At 64.0% G+C, this 20,053-nt stretch carries 16 protein-coding genes; 9 read left to right on the top strand and 7 right to left on the bottom strand.

Going from position 1 to position 20,053, the window contains the following annotated elements; all coding sequences use genetic code 11:
• Positions 1-116: 116 nt before the first annotated feature.
• The 5 genes from AB1I47_RS08210 to AB1I47_RS08190 all read right to left on the bottom strand — a co-directional run bounded on the left by AB1I47_RS08210 (position 117) and on the right by AB1I47_RS08190 (position 7,189).
• The gene (locus tag AB1I47_RS08210) at positions 117-2,495 is read right to left on the bottom strand and encodes an efflux RND transporter permease subunit (RefSeq protein ID WP_354683282.1); all 2,379 of its coding nucleotides are present in this window, start codon (positions 2,493-2,495) and stop codon (positions 117-119) included.
• Positions 2,495-4,417: a DUF1302 domain-containing protein gene (locus AB1I47_RS08205; protein WP_354683281.1), complete on the bottom strand. Its 1,923-nt coding sequence runs from the start codon at positions 4,415-4,417 to the stop codon at positions 2,495-2,497. Before AB1I47_RS08205 ends, AB1I47_RS08210 begins: the two co-directional genes overlap by 1 nt.
• A 27-nt stretch (positions 4,418-4,444) precedes the next feature.
• Positions 4,445-5,809: a DUF1329 domain-containing protein gene (locus AB1I47_RS08200; RefSeq protein WP_354683280.1), complete on the bottom strand. Its 1,365-nt coding sequence runs from the start codon at positions 5,807-5,809 to the stop codon at positions 4,445-4,447.
• A gap of 130 nt (positions 5,810-5,939) precedes the next feature.
• Positions 5,940-6,341: a RidA family protein gene (locus tag AB1I47_RS08195; protein ID WP_354683279.1), complete on the bottom strand. Its 402-nt coding sequence runs from the start codon at positions 6,339-6,341 to the stop codon at positions 5,940-5,942.
• A gap of 14 nt (positions 6,342-6,355) precedes the next feature.
• Positions 6,356-7,189 carry a phytanoyl-CoA dioxygenase family protein gene (locus tag AB1I47_RS08190; RefSeq protein ID WP_354683278.1) on the bottom strand — a complete coding sequence of 278 codons (834 nt, stop codon included), beginning with the start codon at positions 7,187-7,189 and terminating at the stop codon, positions 6,356-6,358.
• A gap of 229 nt (positions 7,190-7,418) precedes the next feature.
• Here AB1I47_RS08190 and AB1I47_RS08185 point away from each other — a divergent pair, with 229 nt between their 5' ends.
• From AB1I47_RS08185 to AB1I47_RS08155, 7 genes are all read left to right on the top strand, one after another.
• Complete coding sequence (locus tag AB1I47_RS08185; RefSeq protein WP_354683277.1) at positions 7,419-8,984, top strand: flavin monoamine oxidase family protein; 1,566 nt, start codon at positions 7,419-7,421, stop codon at positions 8,982-8,984.
• The gene (locus tag AB1I47_RS08180; protein WP_354683276.1) at positions 8,985-9,680 is read left to right on the top strand and encodes a c-type cytochrome; all 696 of its coding nucleotides are present in this window, start codon (positions 8,985-8,987) and stop codon (positions 9,678-9,680) included.
• A gap of 397 nt (positions 9,681-10,077) precedes the next feature.
• Complete coding sequence (locus AB1I47_RS08175) at positions 10,078-10,914, top strand: phytanoyl-CoA dioxygenase family protein (RefSeq protein ID WP_354683275.1); 837 nt, start codon at positions 10,078-10,080, stop codon at positions 10,912-10,914.
• Between the two features lie 25 nt (positions 10,915-10,939).
• The gene (locus AB1I47_RS08170) at positions 10,940-11,347 is read left to right on the top strand and encodes a RidA family protein (protein ID WP_354683274.1); all 408 of its coding nucleotides are present in this window, start codon (positions 10,940-10,942) and stop codon (positions 11,345-11,347) included.
• Positions 11,348-11,440: 93 nt separating this feature from the next.
• Positions 11,441-12,874: an MFS transporter gene (locus AB1I47_RS08165; RefSeq protein ID WP_354683273.1), complete on the top strand. Its 1,434-nt coding sequence runs from the start codon at positions 11,441-11,443 to the stop codon at positions 12,872-12,874.
• 73 nt (positions 12,875-12,947) lie between these two features.
• Positions 12,948-14,282 (top strand): NAD(P)/FAD-dependent oxidoreductase, encoded by a 1,335-nt coding sequence (locus AB1I47_RS08160; RefSeq protein WP_354683272.1) that lies wholly within the window; start codon positions 12,948-12,950, stop codon positions 14,280-14,282.
• A gap of 69 nt (positions 14,283-14,351) precedes the next feature.
• A complete protein-coding gene (locus AB1I47_RS08155; protein WP_354683271.1) occupies positions 14,352-15,656 on the top strand; it encodes a flavin monoamine oxidase family protein in 1,305 nt (434 codons plus the stop codon).
• A 6-nt stretch (positions 15,657-15,662) separates the two neighbouring features.
• On the opposite strand, the gene AB1I47_RS08150 is transcribed toward AB1I47_RS08155, so the two are convergent.
• Positions 15,663-16,322 carry a TetR/AcrR family transcriptional regulator gene (locus AB1I47_RS08150; RefSeq protein ID WP_354683270.1) on the bottom strand — a complete coding sequence of 220 codons (660 nt, stop codon included), beginning with the start codon at positions 16,320-16,322 and terminating at the stop codon, positions 15,663-15,665.
• 363 nt (positions 16,323-16,685) lie between these two features.
• On the opposite strand from AB1I47_RS08150, the gene AB1I47_RS08145 reads away from it, so the two are divergent.
• On the top strand, positions 16,686-17,924 hold the full coding sequence (locus AB1I47_RS08145) for a porin (protein ID WP_354683269.1): 1,239 nt from the start codon (positions 16,686-16,688) through the stop codon (positions 17,922-17,924).
• 76 nt (positions 17,925-18,000) lie between these two features.
• Here AB1I47_RS08145 and AB1I47_RS08140 read toward each other — a convergent pair whose 3' ends face one another.
• Positions 18,001-18,927 carry an MBL fold metallo-hydrolase gene (locus AB1I47_RS08140; RefSeq protein ID WP_354683268.1) on the bottom strand — a complete coding sequence of 309 codons (927 nt, stop codon included), beginning with the start codon at positions 18,925-18,927 and terminating at the stop codon, positions 18,001-18,003.
• Between the two features lie 514 nt (positions 18,928-19,441).
• Between AB1I47_RS08140 and AB1I47_RS08135 the strand changes: the two genes are divergently transcribed.
• Positions 19,442-19,894 carry a hypothetical protein gene (locus tag AB1I47_RS08135; RefSeq protein ID WP_354683267.1) on the top strand — a complete coding sequence of 151 codons (453 nt, stop codon included), beginning with the start codon at positions 19,442-19,444 and terminating at the stop codon, positions 19,892-19,894.
• The last annotated feature ends 159 nt before the right edge of the window (positions 19,895-20,053 follow it).

The raw sequence follows: 20,053 nt of genomic DNA, 5'->3' as shown, positions 1-20,053 counted from the left end.
GCTGGCTCGCAGCTTGGTTCGCAGATTCTGCGGCCCGGACCGGGCAGGCAAGCGACAGCGCGATCGCGGCCAGGGAGAGAGATCGGTAAGAAGGCATCGAAAGCATCTCCTTGTCGCTAGTGCTTCAGGATTTCCGGCATGTGCACCGCACCGCGCCGGGGGAAGAACCGCTCCAGCACCGCCGCGAACGCCGGAAGCAGCGTGATTGCCATGACCATGTTGACGAGGAACATGAAGGTCAGCAGCGCGCCCATATCGGCCTGGAACTTCAGGCTCGAGAACATCCAGGTGGCCACGCCGACCGACAGCGTGATCGCGGTGAAAACGGTGGCGAGACCCGTCTCCTTCATCGCGGCTTCCAGCGCCCGGGTGAATTCAAGGCCGTTGGCCAGTTGCACCTGCAGGCGGTTGTAGATGTAAAAGGCGTAGTCGACGCCAATGCCGACTGCGAGCACCATCACCGGCAATGTCGCTACCGTCAGGCCGATCTCCAGCTCTTTCATGAACCAGTAGCCGATCCAGGTGGCCACGGTCAGCGGCAGGCAGCAGGCGACCATCGCGCGCCAGTCCCGATACACCAGGAACACCAGCGCCAGGATGGCGGCGTAGACGTAGAGCATCATGGGCAGCTCGCTCTCCTCCAGCACCTCGTTGGTGGCCGCCTGGACGCCCGCGTTGCCGCTCGCCAGCCGGATCGCCACACCGTCTAGCCGGTTGGCGTCGCGGAACTCCCTGACGGCCCCGACCACGGACTTGATCGTGGTTGCGCGATGGTCGGGCAGGTAGAGGTTGACGCCCTGCACCCGGCAGTCGCTCGACGAAAGTCCGGCGATACGGTTGTTCACGCCCTGGAATTGCGAACCCAGCCCGCGCGGATCACGCGTCACGGTGGCCATCTTGGGGCTGCCCTCATTCATGCCGACGTTGTAGAGCTTGAGCTGCGCGGCCAGCGAATCGGTCGAGACCACCCCCGTGACGCTGGCCATGCGCCAGGCGAAATCGTCGATGAACAGCAGCTGGTCGGCACGGGAACACACCTCGCCCTCCCGCTCCCCCTTGGCCTCGAACACGACGGTCAGCCAGTCCAGGCCCACGTCGAAGCGGTCGATGATCGCCGCGACGTCCTGGTTGTAGCGCGAATCCGCGCGCAGCTCGGGCGCGCCGGCCTGCAGGCTGCCGACGTGCCGGCCCTGGCTTTGCCAGAACGCCACGCCGAACACCGCCGTGCCGGCAAGGGTGACGGCGAGCGCGTAGCGAGGCTGCGCGATCCGCGCGACCGCCTCCAGCCAGCCGTTGTGGCGCTCGCGCCGCGCCAGCGCCCGCCTGGCAAACTCTGGCGTAAAGCGGAAGTAGGACGCTGCCACCGGCAGCATCATCAGGTTTGTGATGATCTTGTAGCCCACGCCGATCGCCGCGGTGATCGCCAGCTCGCGGATCATCGGGATCGGGATCAGGATCAGCGTGACGAAGCTCACCAGCGCGGTGACCAGTGCCAGCGACCCCGGAATCAGCAGACCCGTGAAGCTGCGGCGCGCGGCGATGGCCGAGTCGGTGCCATGCGCAACCTCGCGGACGATGAAGTTGATCTGCTGGATCCCATGGGAGACGCCGATCGCAAACACCAGGAACGGCACCAGGATCGCCAGCGGATCGAGGCCATAGCCGAGCAGCCGCAGCGTGCCGAACTGCCAGACCAGCGACACCAGCGAGCAGCCCAGTGGCAGCAGCGTCAGGCGCACCGAGCGGCAATACCAATAGACCGCGAGGCCGGTGAGCAGGAAAGCGATGCCGAAGAAGCGCGTGACGTCGGCGCCGCGGTCGGCGATGTCGCCGATCTGCTTGGCAAAGCCGATGATCTCGATTTCGACCTCTGCGTTCTCGAACGGGCGCCGGATCTTCTCCTCCAGCAACCGGTTGAACTGGATGTAGTCGAGCTTCCTGCCCGTGCCCGGGTCGACATCGCCCAGCTCGGCGGTGATCAGCGCGCTGGTCTGGTCACGCGCCACCAGGGTGCCGATATGGCCGCCGGCAGTGGCGCGCTGGCGCACCTTTTCGATGACCTCCGGTGAGAGCTTCTCCGGCACGACGTCGCCGCCGGTCACCGCCTCGGCACGGAAGCCGTCCTCGGTGATCTCGGTGAAGAAGACATTGGGCGTCCACAGTGACGTCACGCTCGCCCGGTCCACGCCTGGCAGGTAGGTGACGGCTTCGGTGACCTTGAGCACCTGGGTCAGCGCCTGAGCGTTCCAGATGTCGCCGTCGCGGGCCTGGACCGCGATGGTCAGCCGGTTGGCCCCGAACAGCTGGTCGCGATACTGCTCGAAGGTCTTGATGTACTCATGGCCCTGCGGCAGCTGCTTCTCGAAGCCGGCCTCGAGCTCGAGCTTCGCCCCCAGCACGCCCATGGCTGCCGTGAATCCCGCCAGCAGCAGCAGGAAAGGAAGGCGATGCCCGAACAGGGCAGCTTCTAAACGGGTGATCAGACGTGCGAGCATCAGAAGGCGGTAGTCATGCTGAGGGAAACAAAGTCGCGGTCGCGCAGCAGGTTGCTGCCGCTACCGCCCCAGTTGTGGGTGTAATCCAGGCGCATCTTGGTCCCCGGCTTGGTCTTGAAGTCGATGGTGGCACCGATCACGGCGGCGCCCGCGCCCTGGACGAAACCCGGCAATGCCGTTGCCGAATAGCCGCCGATGCCCTGCATGACCGCGATATCCGGCGACAGCGACGCACGCGTGCCGAAGATGTTGGGATAGGTCACGGACGCCGCGAGCACCATGCCCGCCGACAGCCTGGTCGGCAGCTTGTAGTCGGCGGTGACCGCATACGGAATGCCGGCGTTGAGCTTGAGCTTCGGGTAGTACGCCAGCGCGCCTTCGGCGGTGAGGGTGCCCTCGGTCGCGCCCAGCGCGCGCAGCAGCCAGCCGAACGATCCCGATGGCGACATGATGTGGATGCCGGTCAGGTGCAGCTGGTAGTGCTGCGTGTCGACCCAGCCCTTGCAGCTGCTGCCAACAGGCTTGACTGTGAAATCGGCCAGTGCATTGCAGTAGTACGGGTTGCCCGGATCGATCACCGTGGTGGGGTCGATCGCAACGCCATCCCGCGGCCGATATGACAGCTCGGTGCCGATCACCCATTCGCCTGCCTGGAAGTTGTACGACAGGCCGAACAGGTCACGGTTCTTGCCGTAGTCGAGCGACGCCTGCCAGCCGAACGGGTTGGCCGTCGTGTTGCCCACCTGGTAGCTGACGAACGGCACCTTGTCGCTGTAGTGCTGGTAGTAGAAGCCGAGCTCGTTGCCCGTATCCGGGAACTTGTAGCGCAGCGCCAGCCCGCCCTGCCCGGCGTTGGTCGGCTTGTTGTCCGGGCCGCGCGGGACGAATGTGCCGGTGCCGAGCAGCGGCCCCACCGGGTTGGTGGCGGGGTTCGCCAGCTCGCCGGCGCTGAGGCGGCGGTTGTAGGGCAGCCCGGTCGCAGGATTGATGCCGACGATCCTGGTGCCGTTGTCGCCGATCGTGGCGCGCGGAAGCGGCGGCATGCCCGCGGCACCCAGCGCCGCGTTGACCGTCGAGGTCGGGATATAGAGGCCGCGCCCGCCGCTGCCCACGAAATCGCTGGCCGAGAAGAAGGTCCCGGGCGCATCGAACACAAAGCTGTTCCACTTCCACTGGTAGAAGGCCTCGATGCCCAGGTCCGGGCCCAGCGAGGAGCTGGCCGACACCATCGGCGACGGGATGAACAGGTTCTTCAGCGGCGTGCCCGGCTGGTGCGCGGACGGCAGGTAGATCGGATTGATCGAGTTCACGCCGCCCGGGATGTAGAGGTTCTCGCCCCAGCTGAGCACCTGATTGCCGACGCGCACACGGGCCTGCTGCTCGCCGATGTCGAATTCCTTGGTCACGTAGGCATCGAGCAGCCGCGGGTTGCTGGTGGCGAAGTTCCGCGCGGAAGGATCGAGGTCGCTGCGCCGGGTGTGGTCGACCGCGAAGTCGTAGTTGACGACACCGCGCAGCAGCCCGCTCCAGCCGTCCGAGGCCTTGATGTACAGGTCACTGGTCCACTGCGCATTGGCGGACACCGGCTGCCAGCGCTTGTAGTTCAGGTTGCCGCCGTCCTGGTTCAGGCGCAGCACGTCAAGGCTCGACGAGAACACGGCGGGGTTGCTCTGCTGCAGCGGCGTCGGCGCGTCGCCGACGCAACCGCCGTTGTCGTTGCCGACGAAGCTGCAGTTCGTTTTCGACGTGCGCACCGCCACGCCGAACGAGACGGTTGAATCGAAGGCCACCTGCCAGCCGTTATCCAGGGTCCACTGGGCGGCGTAAGCCGATCCGGCATCCGCCGCCGCCAGCACACCCAGCATCACCGTGCGAACCAACGCCCGGTCCACTCGCACTTCTGCGACTTCGCGCAGTTTCATGATTGTCTCCTCCTTTGTCGCACGGCTTTATCGCGTGGTGAAGCGGCGCAGGCCCTCCGGCTCGAAGGTCTTCTCCTTCAGGCGCCCTTCGCGCGCGGCCAGCCAGTCCGGCTCCTTGTGGCCGGCGACCACGCGATCAAGCACCGCGCGCCGGGTCTGGTGGTCATAGCTGGTGTTGGCCGCCCACACGCACGCCGGAATTTCCCAGGCCATGTACGGCCCCATCTCGGTCGTGCGCCAGACCTTGCCTTGCGCGTCGTACATGTCTTCCACCAGGATGGTCCAGGTGTCTTCATCGAGGTAGAACACGCGCTTGGGGAAGGTATGGCGCATGCCGGACTTGAGCGTGGCCTCCACCACCCACATGCGATGCAGCTCGTAGCGCGTGTGGTCGCGGCTGAGGAACTTCGGCTTGACGACATCCTCGACCTTGTTCGTGGACGAGTTGACGCGGTACGTGTTGTACGGGACGTACATCTCCTTCTTGCCGATCAGCTTCCAGTCGTAGCGATCCAACGGGCCGTTGAACTGCATGTACTGGTCGACCGTCAGCAGGTTCTCCGTATTGAGTTGCGGCGCGTCGTACTGATACGTCGGCGCGCGGCGCACGCGGCGCTGGCTGGCAAAGTACAACCAGACGTCGTTGGCCTCGGCGAACTTGTATTGCGTGAGCGTGGCATCGCCGGCGATCGACGGCGGGCTGGTGAAGGTATTGAGGTACAGGCTCTCGATGCCGCGCGCGTCGGCGACGCCCTTGTTCGACGGCGACCACATCGGCGACATCTGCCATTCCTCCTGGCCGAGCGGCTCGCCGATGCTTTCGCTGCCCTTGGGCGGGATGTAGCCCGCGTAGCTCATCTGGAAGCCCTCGCCCTTCCAGTGCAGCTTGTGGTTCCACATCGCTTCGACGCCGCTCTGCGGGACCGGGAACGGCACGCCGGCGCCGAGCGCCTCGGCCAGGTTCTGGCCGTTGTCGGCAAGCCTGGCGCTCGCCGCATTCTTCTTCGTGCGTTCGTAGTAGAAGTCTGGGAAGCCGCAGGAACGGCGCGTCGTATAGACGTCCATGCGGTAGCCCGGGATGGTCTTGACCATCTCGACCTGCCCGGGTGCGAGCTTGTCCTTGTAGCGGTCGACGTTGGACGCGTCGATCGACAGCAGGCGCTTGTCGTTCGCATAGGGATCGGGGCGCGGCGTGCCGGGCTTCCAGCCGCCGGGGGCCTTCATGTCGCCACCGGTCCATTCCGGAATGGATCCGTCCTTGTTGCCGGCGCGCTCGGCACCCACCGGGGTGAGGTCCTTGCCGAGCCGGGCCATGTCCTGCTCGGGAGCGGCGGCGTAAGCTGCGCCACCGAGCGCAACGGCCGCGCTGATCAACCATGTCGTGTATTTCATCTGTGTCTCCTACCACCAGGTTCAACCGGTTACTGTCCCGGCTTCTTATTTTTTAAACAAAGTGCCGAACATAGGACACTATGACAAACATAGGTGCAAAATAACGGCAGTTGTTGACAGCAACCGGGACTCAGGTTGCGCCGCAGCCCGCTACCGCAACCGCCTGGATCTCGATACAGAGCGCCGGCAACGCCAGCTCGGTCACGCCGACCGCAGTCCAGGACGGATAACGATTCGGGATGTACTCGTCCTTCACCCTGGTGAAGTCGGCCAGTTCGCTGCGAAGGCTGGTGTGATAGGTCGTCAGTTCGACGACGTCGGCCAGGCTGGCGCCGGCGGCCGCAAGTACCGCTTTCAGGGATTCGAAGGCGAGCCGCGCCTGCGCTTCCATCCCTTCTGCCGGGGTCATGGTGGCGTCGATGCCGACTTGCCCGGAGACCCAGATGGTGTCGCCAACCCGGGTCGCCGGTGAAAAATGGAGGGCGTCGTAGAGCGCCTCAGCGCCGGTTGGAATGATGGATTGTCGGTTCATGGTTGGGGTCGTCATCAGAAGATTTGACGGAAGCAGGGGGAACGGAACGGATCGCCTGCTTTCAGCGATGCCAGTTCCTCGACAAACAGGACGCCCGCCGGCGTGAAGCCCGAATCGCTGTGCTCCGGCAGCGGACTGAAGACCGCATCGTCGCCAAAGAAGCGCATCACCAGGGTGTGGCGATCCGGGAAATCGGCGTCGACGGCACCGCCCCCATGCAGCACGCCGGGATGCAGCAGCAGCACGTCGCCGGGCCGGGTCGCCCAGGAGACGATGTCGTAGGCATCGGGATTGACGCGGCGCTCGGCCTCGATGTCCGGCAGCCGCGGCCAGACGCCACCACCGTGCAAGGGCTCGGTGGGATCGTCCGGGTTCTGGAAGGTGCTGCCGTCGTGACGCGTGCCCAGATGCGAGCCGCGGACGATCTCCAGCGCGTTGCGCTTGGGAACGGCCTCGAAACTGATCCAGGCGTTGGCAAAGTGCTTGCCGGCCCAGGGCAGGTAGGAAGTGTCCTGGTGCCAGGGCGAGCGCCCTGCCTTGCCGCCGGTCTTCAGGAACAGTTCCTCGGCGAAATACCAGACGTGCTCGGAGCCCCACAGGTCGGCAAGCAAGCAGCCAAAGGGCAGCGCCGCGGCCAGCTCATCCAGCCTGCCTTTGGCAAAGGGATTCGCGTTGTCGACATGCGACTTCTGCACCGAGCCGTCGAACAGGCTGTGTGCGTTGGGACCGGGGTTCTCGACGCCCCAGTCGTACGCGTGCCTGCACCGTGCCAGCTGTTCCGCATTGAGACAGCCTTCGATAAGGACGGCCCCGTCCTCCGCGAAAGCCTTGCGCTTGGATTGATCCATGGGTGAACTCCTGTCATTCCGTATCGGCCTTTCTCATAGGCCAACACAACAAAGTTAGGTAACTATGACAAAGATAGAAAGAAGAAAAAAGACAGGGTATTCCCTGCCCGGGCGCGTGCGATCCGGCGCATAGCGATGCCGAAGCCACGTCGTACCACGGGCTTTTGACTTGTTTGTCTTTTCGTCCTATATTCGGCTTCATATCCTATTTCTGGCTTTCACCGAAAAAATGAGCGAGCACACAAGGCGCCGACCTGGCGCGGCACAGGTCGAGGCGGTACGGAAAAGAGCGCCCGCCTCCGGGCCGGACTCCCACACGCGGCGGCGGCTGCTCGGCCTTGCGGCAGCGGCGGGCGCCGCATCGCTGGCGGCGGCCGCCGCACCGCATGCCGCCAACGCCGCGCCACTGCGCGCGGGCGCTGCACGCGCCCAGCGCGACGTGCTGGACGTGGCCATCCTCGGCGCCGGCCTGGCCGGGCTGACCGCCGCGCGCGACCTGCAGCGCGCCGGCTGCCAGTCCTTCGTCGTGCTGGAGGCGCGCAACCGCGTCGGCGGCCGCACCTATAACCACGACCTTGGCAACAGCGTAGTCTCCGAAGCGGGCGGCCAGTGGATCGGCCCCGGCCAGACCGCCATTGCCGACCTGGCGCGCGAGCTCGGCGTCGAGACCTTCGGCACCTATTACGCGGGCAAGACCGTATTCCTCGCCGACAAGCTCCGCGTGACGCAGGACCTGCATGGGGGCATCGGCGCCCAGGGACAGGTTGCCGCCAGGCTCAGCGAGATGGCGCGCGGCGTACCCAGTGGCGCGCCATGGAAGGCATCGAAGGCGGCGGAATACGACAAGTTGACGCTTGGCGACTGGCTGGCGCGGCAAGGCCTGAGCAACGAGGAGAAGTTCTCCTTCAGCATGGCGGCGACACTGTCGCTCGGCGCGCCGCCCGCACAACTCGGGCTGCTGCACTACCTGTCGGTGATCAACAGCGCGAACAGTGACTACGACACGCTCGAGAAGATCAAGGACGGCGCGCAGGAAACGCGCTTCGTCGGCGGCTCGCAGATTCTCAGCATCCGGATGGCGCAAGACCTCGGCGACAAGGTTCGATTGTCCTGCCCAGTGCGCAAGATCGTCAGCTGGGACCGCGACATCGTCGAACTGCATACCGACCAGGGCGTGGTGCGCGCGCGCCACGTGATTGCCGCGCTGAACCCGGCGCTGTGCCAGCAGATTGTGTTCGATCCGCCTCTGCCCGCCGGTCGGGCACAGTTGCACCGCGTCTGGCCTGCCCATGCGCCCATGCGCAAGGCCGCACATGTCTACTCACGGCCGTTCTGGCGGGAGAAGGGCTTCAACGGCCAGGTGGTGCCGCTCGACGGCCCGCTGATCTGGTCGGTCGACAACTCGCCGCCGGACGGCTCGGTCGGCGTGCTCAGCGCCTTCGTCAAGCCCGCCTACCTGCCGGCCGACCCGAAAGCCGCCGAGCCCATCCTGTCCGCCATCTATGCCAGGGCATTCGGAGACCAGGCACTCAAGCCCACGCAATACCACGACCTTGACTGGGGCAAGGTCGACCCCTGGTCGATGAGCTGCATCAATCCGATGCCCGCGGGGTTCTGGACAAAGCTGGGCCAGCACTTGCATCCGCCGCTGGGACGGCTGATCTGGTCGGGGACCGAGACGGCCGACATCTGGGCCGGCGCCATGGACGGCGCCGTGCGTTCGGGACACCGTGCCGCCCTGCATGCACTCGGCGCGCTCCAAGCGCCGCTGCCCTCTCCCGTCCCGGGGGCATAAATGAAGATGAAGCGCATGATGTTCGCGACGGCTGCGGTAGCGGCGGCAGCGGCGGCCTTCCTCGTTCCCGACCTGTTGGACTACCATCGGTTCAGCACGGCGCTGGACCGCCAGGCCCAGGCAAGCCAGGCCAGTGGCCCCTGGCCCCAGTTTGCGGAGACCTGCTTCGCCTGCCATGGCCCGCACGGGCAATCCCGGAACGCGGAGTACCCTGCTCTGGCCGGACAGCCGGCAGCGTATCTCGAGGCGCAATTGCGCGCGTTCGCCAACGGGCAGCGCGACAACCTCACCATGGGGCCGCTCGCCAGGAACCTGACGGACGAACAGATCCGGTCACTGGCGGCTTATTACGCAAGGCAGGCACCCGCCGGCAGCCCGGATGCGATGGAGAACGCCGCGCTCGAGGCGCGCGGCAAGGCCGTGGTCCAGGCGCGCAGCTGCCAGGCCTGCCATGGGGAAGCATTGACGGGCAAGGAGCTGGCACCGCGCCTTGCGGGCCAGGCAGAGCACTATATCGCGCACCAGCTTGCCGCGTTCAAGAGCGGCGAGCGCCATGACGCAAGCGGCGCGATGGACGGCATCGCCGCCACCTTGTCGAACGAAGACATCCCGGCGGTGGCTCGCTACCTGGCCCGGATGTCGCCTGACCCCCGGCAGATCGGCGCCCGACAGGATCCGGCAGGGCAGCAACGGTAGTTGGCAAGACGCGCGCGTCGAACCGCGCTTGCATACATTCCCTCCATTCCGCGAAGAGCCGCTGCAACGTGTCGACACGCTCGCCACGCTGCTCAGACGGCTCGGTGCGCAAATCCCCTTCCGCCGGACCAGGTCATCCAGGCCGAGGCGACGCGCAGCCTCATACCTGCCGGCCGTGATCCAGCCGACCCGCTGCGTTCCAGACATGGAATTTCATGCTCTCGGTCAACCACGCGCGCGGATGCCTTCGGCCTGACCTTCACCGAGCCGCCCAACCCCGCGCGATCATCACGTCCGCACTTTAACACAACACATGTTGTTTTAATTAGGATTGCGAGTTATTGTTCTTGCATTGCGCCGGCCAGCGTCCATCACCGACGAATGAAGGAGACCTATCTTGCTCACCACCCCATCCCAACGAGAGGCGTTTCGCAATGACGGCGCCGTACTTGTAGAGAACTGCCTCAACCCGGTGCAACTTGCTCAGTGCTATGAGGCGTTCAAGTGGAATATCGCCAACCCAGGCCCGTATCACTTCCGCTCGCTGGACGGCACCAGCTTGCAGACCCATATCGATAACGCCAATCCGGTCGTCAAGGACAAGCTTGACGACCTTGTCGAAACGCTGCCGTTCGGACAGGTATTCCAGGAGTTATGGGGGTCGGAGCATGTGTGGTATTTCGCCGAGGAGGTGTTCGCCAAGGAAGGTGGTAGAAGCGGCCGCGGCCCGTGGCATCAGGACACCGCGAACCTGCCCTGGGCCGGCAGGCACTGGGGCAATGCCTGGATCACGTTCCAGCCCATTCCAAAGAAGAACTCGCTGGAGATCATTCGCGGCTCCCATCTCGGCATCCAGTACGACGGGGCCAGCTTCGCGAATGCCGATGACCCGACCGATCCGCTGTACGGCGATGGGACCCTGCCGCGACTGCCGCATATCGACAAGGAACTCGCCGAAGATCCGAACGCCTGGGACGTGCTCTCCTGGGGCGTGACGCCCGGCGACGTCGTATTCCTACATCCGCGCTCGCTGCACGGAGGAGCCGCCGTCGACGCCGACTGTCCGACCCGCCATACCTTGGTGCTTCGATTCTTCGGTGACGACGCCACGTTCCGTGCCTTGCCGACGTCGAACCCGCGCTATGCCCGCAACGGGCCCCTGTTCAGCGCAGAAATGGCCAAGCTCAATGAAGGCGATCCGTTCCGCTCGCCTATCTTCCGCCAGATCGCCTGATATGGCCTTGCACGGAGAAGCGCCCATGAAACGACAGATGATCAATCCCGGACTTGCACAGGCAAGGCACTACGACCAGCTTCACTTCTCGTCGGCGACCCGTGTCGGCGACATGATCTGGGTGTCCGGCCAAGTAGGCTTCGACCTGGCGACAGCCACGGTGCGCCAAGGCATGGAAGCACAGGCCCGGCAGGCGTTTGAGAACCTGAAGGCGGTCCTCGAAGCCGCGGGAGCAAGCATGGCCGACATCGTGGAGATCATGACTTTCCACACTGACCTGCGCGGCGACATCCAGGCGTTTGTGAAGGTCAAGGATGAATACCTCCCCGACCGCTATCCCTCGTGGACAGGCGTCGGCGTGAGCCAACTGGCCCGCCCCGAGTTCCTCATCGAGATCCGCGCCATTGCGGTAGCCGGCTGCGGAGCCGGCTGACGGCCAGAAGCCGCGGCCCCGTTTGCACATCAAGGCCGCGGCACATGAAAACCAAAAAAATAGAACAGCGACAACGCTGATGGAGACACAAACATGAATCGTCCGAACACGGTCGCGAGACCGGATAAGCCATCCAGCATTCTTGCGCGGCTGGACCGCCTGCCGGTGATGGCTTCCCACTACATCTGGGCCGCGCTGCTCGCGGCCAACCTGATGCTGGAGTACTACGACAACGCCATCTTTGCCTACGCCAGCCCAACGATCAAAGCCCACACCAATCTGAGCACCGAACAGATCGGCCTGATCAGCAGCGCTTTCTTCATCGGGATGATCATCGGAGCGCTGGCGGGAGGAAGACTGTCTGACAAATGGGGACGACGCTCGGTCCTGGTTTGGACTACCGTGCTGTACTCGCTGGGCGCGCTGGCGACGGCGCTCGCGCCGACCTACGAGACCATCCTGGCCTCCCGGGTCGTCACCGGTATCGGCGTGCAGGCAGCCACATCGGTATTGCTCGTCTATATCGCCGAGATGTTTCCCGGCAAGGCACGTGGCCGCTTCGTTTCCATCGTAACGATCGGCTTCGTGGTCTCCGGCATCGGCGCCGCGGCACTGGCGATGTTCTATCTGCCGCACAGCAGTACCGGTGCCTGGCGCAACCTGTTCCTGGCCGGCAGCATCGGCCTGTTGATTGCTCCCCTGGCACGCGTCATCCTGCCCGAATCGGTGCGCTGGTGCGTCTCGCGGGGGCGATCCGACCGCGCCGAACGCATCGTCAGCGAGCTGGAAGCGCGTGCGCTGCGCCGGGGTCCGCTCGACGAACCCGGAGTTCCCGCCACTCGGCAGAACGCCGCAGCACCGACGCTACGCGACCTGATCAACGACAAGGCCGTTCTGCGGACCATAGCTGTTCTCACCCTCGGCTATTTCGGCGCCACGCTTGCCTATTACCTGTTCGGGCAGTGGGGTGTCTACTCGCTCGTCTACAGCCTCAAATACTCCGAGGAACATGCGTATTACATCCTGTTCCTGTGGAACGTGATCTATGGCGTCACGCCGTTCGTCGCCATGCTGTTCCTCGACCGGTATGAGCGGAAGTCCACTATTCTCGTCGTGTCCGTGCTCTGCGCACTGCCGCTGGTCGTGCTCGGGATCTCGTCCACAAGCTGGGTGGTGATCGGTGCGGGCGGTCTTGCTTCCATCATCACCGGGCTCGTCGTCAACGCATACTACACCTACATCCCGGAGACGATCCCGACGCAGCTGCGTGCCCTGGGGAGCGGGATCGTGATCTCTGGCGGGCGGTTCGGCGGCGCTGCGGCTGGCGTCCTGGGCGCCGCGCTGTTCTCCGCTGGTGGCATGACGGGCGTGATGGTGGCGGCGGCAGCCTGCTACATCCTCTTCTCCATCCCAGTCGCCCTGTTCGGCCCGCGCACGACCAACCGCTCGCTCGAGGCCGTAGCCGACGAAGGGCGTGGCACTGCTAACGGCGCGCGGCCATCCCCGGACACGCCCATGGTCGCCTGACGCGGCATTCCCGGCAGGCACGAGAGGCTCGTGCCTGCGCAGCATTGATTCCCGGACGAAGGAAAGCGGCAACGTGACTGAAGACTTCAAGACATATCGAACGCTGGGCGGCTGGATTGAAAAGCCGGCCGACCTGCAGCCACCACTCGATGGCCACACCAACGCGGACGTGGTCATCGTCGGCGCCGGCTTTGCCGGGCTTTGCGCGGCGCTGGAGCTTGCCCGGCACCGCGTGAACGTGATCGTTCTCGAGCGCGAATTCTGCGGCTACGGAGCGAGCAGCCGCAATGCAGGCTATCTGGCCGGTGGGCAGGGTCTCAAGTACGACCGATTCCTCAAGCGCACGGGCCTTGAGAAAGCGAAGCAGATCGTCCGCTTCTATGAAGACGGCGTCAGCTTCGCCGAAGGCAAGTTCGCGGAGCACGGGATCGACTGCGACTACAACCAGTCGGGATTGATTCGTGCCGGCATCGACCCATCGCAGGAAGCCAGGGTGCGCGACGACATGCGGATCAGCACCGAACTCGGATGCTCGTCGGAGTATCTGGACCAAGCCGAGATGCGCGCACGCGGCATTCCGCCAGCCTTCCTGTTCGGCAGCTATGTGCCGAACGGCGGCACGCTCGATCCCGGCAAGTACGTCCTGGGACTGCGGCGCGCCGCCCTGAGGGCAGGCGTGACGATCCACGAGAACACGCCGTTGCTGTCCTTCACCGAAGGCCCGACCATCAAGGTGCAGACACCACGCGGCAGCGTCAGTGCGCCGGTCATGATCCTGGCGACCAACGCCTATACGCCCCGGCTCGGCCTGCTCGCGGACAAGGTGGTGCCATTGCGGCTCTCGGCCATGGAGACCGAACCGCTTTCTTCCGTACAGCTGGCGGCGCTTGGATGGCCGCGTCGCGAAGGCATCACGACCATGCACTGGGTCATGGAAAGCCATCGCCTGACGGCGCGCAACACGCTTGTCGTGACGACCAAACGCCTGCGCTACCCGTTCGGCTCGCGGACGCCTGACGTGCCCGAGCACGCCCAGTATCGCGCGCTGCGGATGGCCCTGCACGACCGCTTCCCGCATTTGAAGGGTATCGCCATCCGGCGCTGCTGGAGTGGCTACATCAGCTATGCCGACGATGGCCTCCCGGTCATCGGCACCACCGGAGCGGATCGGAACATCTACTATGCAGCGGGATGCTCAGGACATGGCGTCGGCACACAGGGCATGGTCGGACACATGCTGGCCGAGAGGATCTGCGGCATCGGGAACCCGCTGCTTGCGATACTGATGCAACACAGTCCCCCGTCGACGCTGCCGGAGCCACTGCGCTGGTTCGCCCTGAACGGCGCACTGAAGGTCGCAGGCAGGCTCGATGAACGCTCGAACCGCAAGGCGCGCCGCATGAGGTAGCGCTGCGATTGCATGACTGCAGGGCCTTGCAGTCCCCTGCCTCACCTGAATCTCGATACGGAAATACCGATGACAAATCTCTACGATGTCGCCGTGATCGGCGCTGGCTTCGCCGGCGTGACGGCTGCGCGGGACCTCAGCATGGCGGGCCATTCGGTGGTACTGCTCGAAGCGCGTGACCGGATTGGCGGCCGAACCTGGTGGGGAAAGGCCCTTGGCCTGCATCTCGATCTGGGCGGCACCTACGTGCACTGGACCCAGGCACACGTCTGGCGCGAACTCAAGCGCTATGGCATCCGCCTGGCAACACCGATGCCGGTGAGCAAAGCCTACTGGCACGCCGACGGCGAGGTGCACGCCGGGACGTGGGAAGAACTCAATCAGCTGACCGCGCCGCTGGTCGCACGCTTCTTTGCCGACGCCCGCAAGCACTTTCCGCAGGTGGATGACCTGGCAGCCGCCGATGTCGGCACGATCGACAAGCAAACCGTCGGCGACCGGCTTGACGCGCTTGAACTCTCCGCGCACGACCGTGACCTGCTGGTCAATGCGATGTCCATCCTGGTTTGCGACGAACACGAGCAGGGACTTGCCCAGATGCTGTTCTGGTGCGCGATCTGCTTCGGCAACTGGAGCGCGTTCAAGGAAATCGCCGGACACTGGCCGATCGAAGGCGGCACCGGTCGCCTGATCGACGCCATGAGCGCCGAGTCGAAGGCCGAGTTGCGCCTTTCGACGCCCGTGGCCGCGGTCGAAGACCACGGGCACGAGGTCATTGTGACCACGCGCGATGGACAGCAAGTAAGGGCCCGGCGTGCCGTCGTGGCGTTGCCGCTGAACATGCTGGGCGAATTATCTGTCACGCCCGCGCTGCCGCAACCCGTACGCGCCATGATTGAGCAGAAGAACCCGATCATGCCCAGCAAGATCTGGGTACGGGTCAAGGGCGAGATCGAACCCTTCGTGATCTACGCGCCGGCGGGAAAACATCCCATCAATACCGCCCACGCCGAACGGCGCGACCATGGCGACACGCTGGTGGTGTGCTTCTGCTGCGATAGCTCAGCGCTGGATGGCAACGACCGCGCGGCGGTACAGCAAGCGCTGCGGGACTTTATCCCGGACATCGAAGTCGTCGACACGGTCTGCCAGGATTGGGCGAACGACCCCTTCGCCAAGGGCGGATGGATGCATCACCGCCCCGGCAACCTGACTCAGGCAGCTCCGTTGATACGACAGCCCCATGGCCGAATTCATTTTGCGGGGGCAGACATTGCGCCCATCGGGGTCGGCGGCATCGACGGTGCCATCGAAACCGGCGCCAAAGCTGCGGTTGACGTGGCCCGCGCGCTGGATCGTACCCGCCATCCCTGACCCCTCCTATGCACGCGCCGCACGCTCGCCCGACTTCTTCTCGCCCGGCGGGGGCGCAACCAGCACCGCCAAGGCATCAATGAGCGCCCGCATCCGCTTTGGCGTGAAGCGCTTGGGTTCAATGGGATACATCATCATCCACCCATCGCCCATGGCGACGAGCTGGTCAGTGAGGATGTCCGCCGGAATATCGTTGCGGACCGTGCCTCGTTCCTGCGCGTCCTTGACGATGATGGCGAGCAGGCGGCGATAACGCGCATAGCGCCTGGTGATGACTTCCGCGAAAGCAGGTTCGTGCCGTCCTTGCGCAAGTAACTCCGATGTCGCCGGCCAGAACCTCGCACTGCGGTCGGTCAGCCTGATCCAGCTTTCGAACGGCGCCAGGATATCACCGCTTTCCCGGGCCGACTCCAGCATCGCGTCGAAACGATCAAAGGCGCTTTCCATCAGCGCCACGACGAGTTCTTCCTTGTTCGCAAAGTAATAGGTCACCGCACCAGTGGTGTAGCCAGCATGCTTGGCAACCTTGCGCAGCGATGCATTGGCATATCCCTCCTGTGCAATCACCGTTGACGCGGCGCGCAGCAACTCCTTGCGCTTCGCTTCGCGGTCGCCGACCGGACGCCCCCGGGCTGGGACCTGCTCGATATCGTCGTCGCTGTCCATTGTTCTGTTCTGTCTTCTGAGGATTTCGGTAACTGGATGCCAACTGGTTAGCTGCCAGAAGCCCGATTTTACAGAATCAACGTTATGTCCCCGATTCCAGGCTGCGGCAACAGGCTGCCGGCTTCAAAGCGCGCGTGGTGCGGCCGCTACAGCCCGGTCGCGCACCCCGCGTTCGCATGCGCCCAAGCAACAACACCCGGGGCCTTCCCTAACACTACGCAGGGAATACCCGCTCTTCCTCTTTAACATCACGCTCGTTATGCTAATTCACGATTCGCGCGAATCAGCGGCTGGTTCAGAAGCGTGCGCGGCCGATGCCTTTGCATGCAGCCGCCAGGACACTGACAAATATGGAGATCGTTGATGGATGCATTCTGGCGCAATGCCTTGAGCAAGAATGGTGCTGTCGTCATGGAACAACCCCGCGAGGCGAAGCACCGAGTGCGGTCCAACGTGGCACGCTGCCGGGGCAAGCCCCTAGTGATCGCACTGGCAGTAAATGGCCTTTTGGCAGGCACGACACATGCCCAGGCATCCATCACGTTGTACGGGACGGTGGACACCAACATTGAAATCGATACACACTTCAAAAGCGCAGGAGGCGGCTCGGCCAATCGATACGCGTTGAACGGCGAAGGCCTGTCCGGTTCGCGTTGGGGTCTGCGCGGCGTGGAGGAAATCGGCGGCGGCCTGAGCAGCGTCTTTGTACTGGAAAGCGGCGTCGGCGGAGACGATGGCACCTTGCAGCAAGGCGGCCGCCTGTTTGGCCGGCAGGCATTCGTCGGCCTGCAGAGCGCCAGCTACGGCAAGATTACCTTCGGTCGCCAATACACCTCGATGCTCGATGCACTGGCCAACTTCTCGCCAGCGGCCATGTCGAGCCTGTATGAACCCGTGATCGCCCAGATCGGGCCGGTGTACCGCGAAGACAACACCCTCAAGTATTCAGGAACCTTTGGCCCGGTCAGCGTCGGCGCCCACTGGAGCTTTGGCACCGGCGGGAGCAGCGGCACTGTGGATCTTGGCCGCCTTGGTGGCTCGGGAGAGGTGCCCGGCCAGTTTCGCCGCGATACCGGCTATGGCGCGCGCGCCTCCTATACGGCAGGTCCGTTCGGCGCCACCGTGACTTATGACCAGGTGAACCCGAGCATCATCGGCATTGGCGGCTTCGCCGGCACCGGGACCTTCAAGAAGGCCGCAGCGGCAGCCAGCTACGCTGTCGGGCCCGCGATCTTGATGACCGGATATCGCTGGAGCATGTCGACTGCGCCGGGGCAGACACTGACGCGCGACAACCTGTACTGGGCCGGGGTCTACTACGAGATGACGCCGGCCCTGAGCCTGACGCTGGACTACTACTACCAGACGTTCCGGTCCTCGACCTTGCCGGCGCTCAGGCCTGCCGGCAATCCGAGGCAGTTGATGCTCATCGCCGACTATCGCCTCTCCAAGCGTACGGACCTGTACCTCACCACCGCTTACGCAAGGCATGCCGGCCTGTGCCTGGACACCGCATCGATTGCCTTCAACAACGGCTATCAGCCCGGTGCCGGCAAGGACAGCATGTTCGGCGCCGCATTGGGAATCCGCCACAACTTCTGAACGCGACGGATATCGTCAAGCCATTGCCGAAGCATACCCGGTGCGATGCTGCCTCAGCGATCCGCATCGGGACATGTCATCCCACCCGGTAGACGCCGTCTTCGTTCACCTCAACCCGCCCGTCGGCCAGCAGCTCTGCCAGATGCTGAGAAATCGTGCGGGTCTCGGCATTGACGACCCACAAGCCTTCAAAGCCTGGCGGATAAAGCAACCGATGTTCGACCAGCTGCTCCAGCGTCTTGGGGGATTCGCGCAACAAGTCCAAAAGGCGCTGTTCGCGCTCGTCCAGCTTGGCCGCATAGGCAGCCAGATCACTTAGGAAGTGTTTACGATCGGTATAAACGCCCCGGTGATGGGACGTGACCCAAACCTTGGCCGGAATCTCGGGCAACCGTGCCAGGCTGCGACGGAAGTCCGCCAGGCTGGACCCCGCATCACCATAATACGGACCGAATCCTGTCAGGTCGATGTCGCCCGTGAAAGCCACGCCCTCCGGTTCGACAAGAAGAACGGTGTGGCCGGCGGTGTGCCCGGGCAGGTGGAAAGCGCGAATGCCGGTCTGCCCCAGATCCCAGCGCGCGCCGTCCGCGTAGCCCTGCGCATCGGGCCGCGGCACATAAAAGAACTCGCGCTGGAACCTGCGCAGCGTCTCCGACGCGTACTCCGCATTGCCGAAAGCGGCGATCATGCCGTCCCAGCTCCTTGCCGCGGGTAAATCCCGTTCGTGCACATATATGGATGCGTCAGGAAGGCGATGCAACCCCGCCATATGGTCCTCATGCACATGACCCATCACCACGAGCTCGGTCGCGTCAAACTCGGGGCCAATGTAGTTGGCGACAAGCGGCGTGTCGAACGCCGCGCGAGTCTCGGAGCCTCGTATCAATACCTGATTTCCGTCCGGGTATTTTCCGCTCTTCTCGCCGAAGAAGACCGAAACGCGCCCGAAATCCGCGCGCTGGATGTGTCGCTTCCGGTCGGAATTGCTGAAAGCTGTGCTCATGTCGATCATCCTCCCTGGCAGTCCATCACGGTCGCCCCAGTGCCGCGGCGCTTGAGGAGCGGTCAGGTCTGGCTGCGCAGTTCACTTTTCAATACACTTATTGTAACACTTGTTATCATAACAAAAAGATGCGCGAAACCGCAGGCCGTATAGATCTTTTGGATGACCGCTGCGGGCTGTGTGTCGGTCAGATTGTAGTGTTGGACAGGCGGCCGATACGGGTCGGGAACGGCCTGCGGCTCGAGCGATTCCTTTTGTACGACGCGGAAAGACTCAATCGGCTACCCGGCATTGACGGCGCGCCGCACCTAATTGGCAGATCGCCAAGGCCATTCCAGGCGTGACTACCTCTGGCGTAAGAAGATTTGGTTCCCGCCTGCCGACGGGCTTTGGTGGCGTAGCAATATCAATTCACACCGCCGACCCGGTTCAACTGCCCTGGCGTTGCCTTTACTAGGTCGTTCCAACCATCAATTAGGGTAGGATGGCCGTCACGCAAGTTGCGACACTTGGGATGGCAACGGTGATTCGCCCGATTGGCTCCAGCGCGCAGTGGACGCCGGTCAATCTGCTAATCACGTCCGCATTGCCTGAACTTAGCAGGTCTATGGTGAAACCTTATCTTCGAGACTTACGGGCCGACGCGGCTGCTCTTCTCAATCAGAAAGGTCTTTGGGTTGTTGCAGGTGTCGAAGGCGGCGTCGCTTGGCCGAAAGTCTCCCAAGTCGTTCCATTCGATGGCATGGATTACATCCTGCGTCCCGCCGGCGACGACCTGATGGCGACGATTGCCTTCAACGCAGGTCTCTATGGCCTCAACGTGATGCAAGGACAAGCTCGTATTCTCAAGTTGGCGACAGCAATGTCGTGGGGCGACGGGGGCAACGAGTTGGGTCAGTGGCAGCCATCCTATTGGGCTTGGCGACCGGCGTATGCGAATTGTTCGCGATTTCATGTCGGACGATGACCTTCCCCGGCCCGCCGAGGAAGAAGCATGGGTCGCCCTAGCCTTGTTCCGAGAAGGGCTCGCATCGAAGAACTGTTCTATTCCTTCCTGAGCTTCTTCAAGGTCATTGCATCTATTCATCATGACGGGCGAAAGCGAGGAGACTGGATTCGAGCAAGA

This window comes from Cupriavidus necator (assembly GCF_040578825.1).
Taxonomy (GTDB): domain Bacteria; phylum Pseudomonadota; class Gammaproteobacteria; order Burkholderiales; family Burkholderiaceae; genus Cupriavidus; species Cupriavidus necator_E.
The sequence above is the reverse complement of the archived record's forward strand: the minus strand, read 5'-3'. Positions and strand labels throughout refer to the sequence as shown.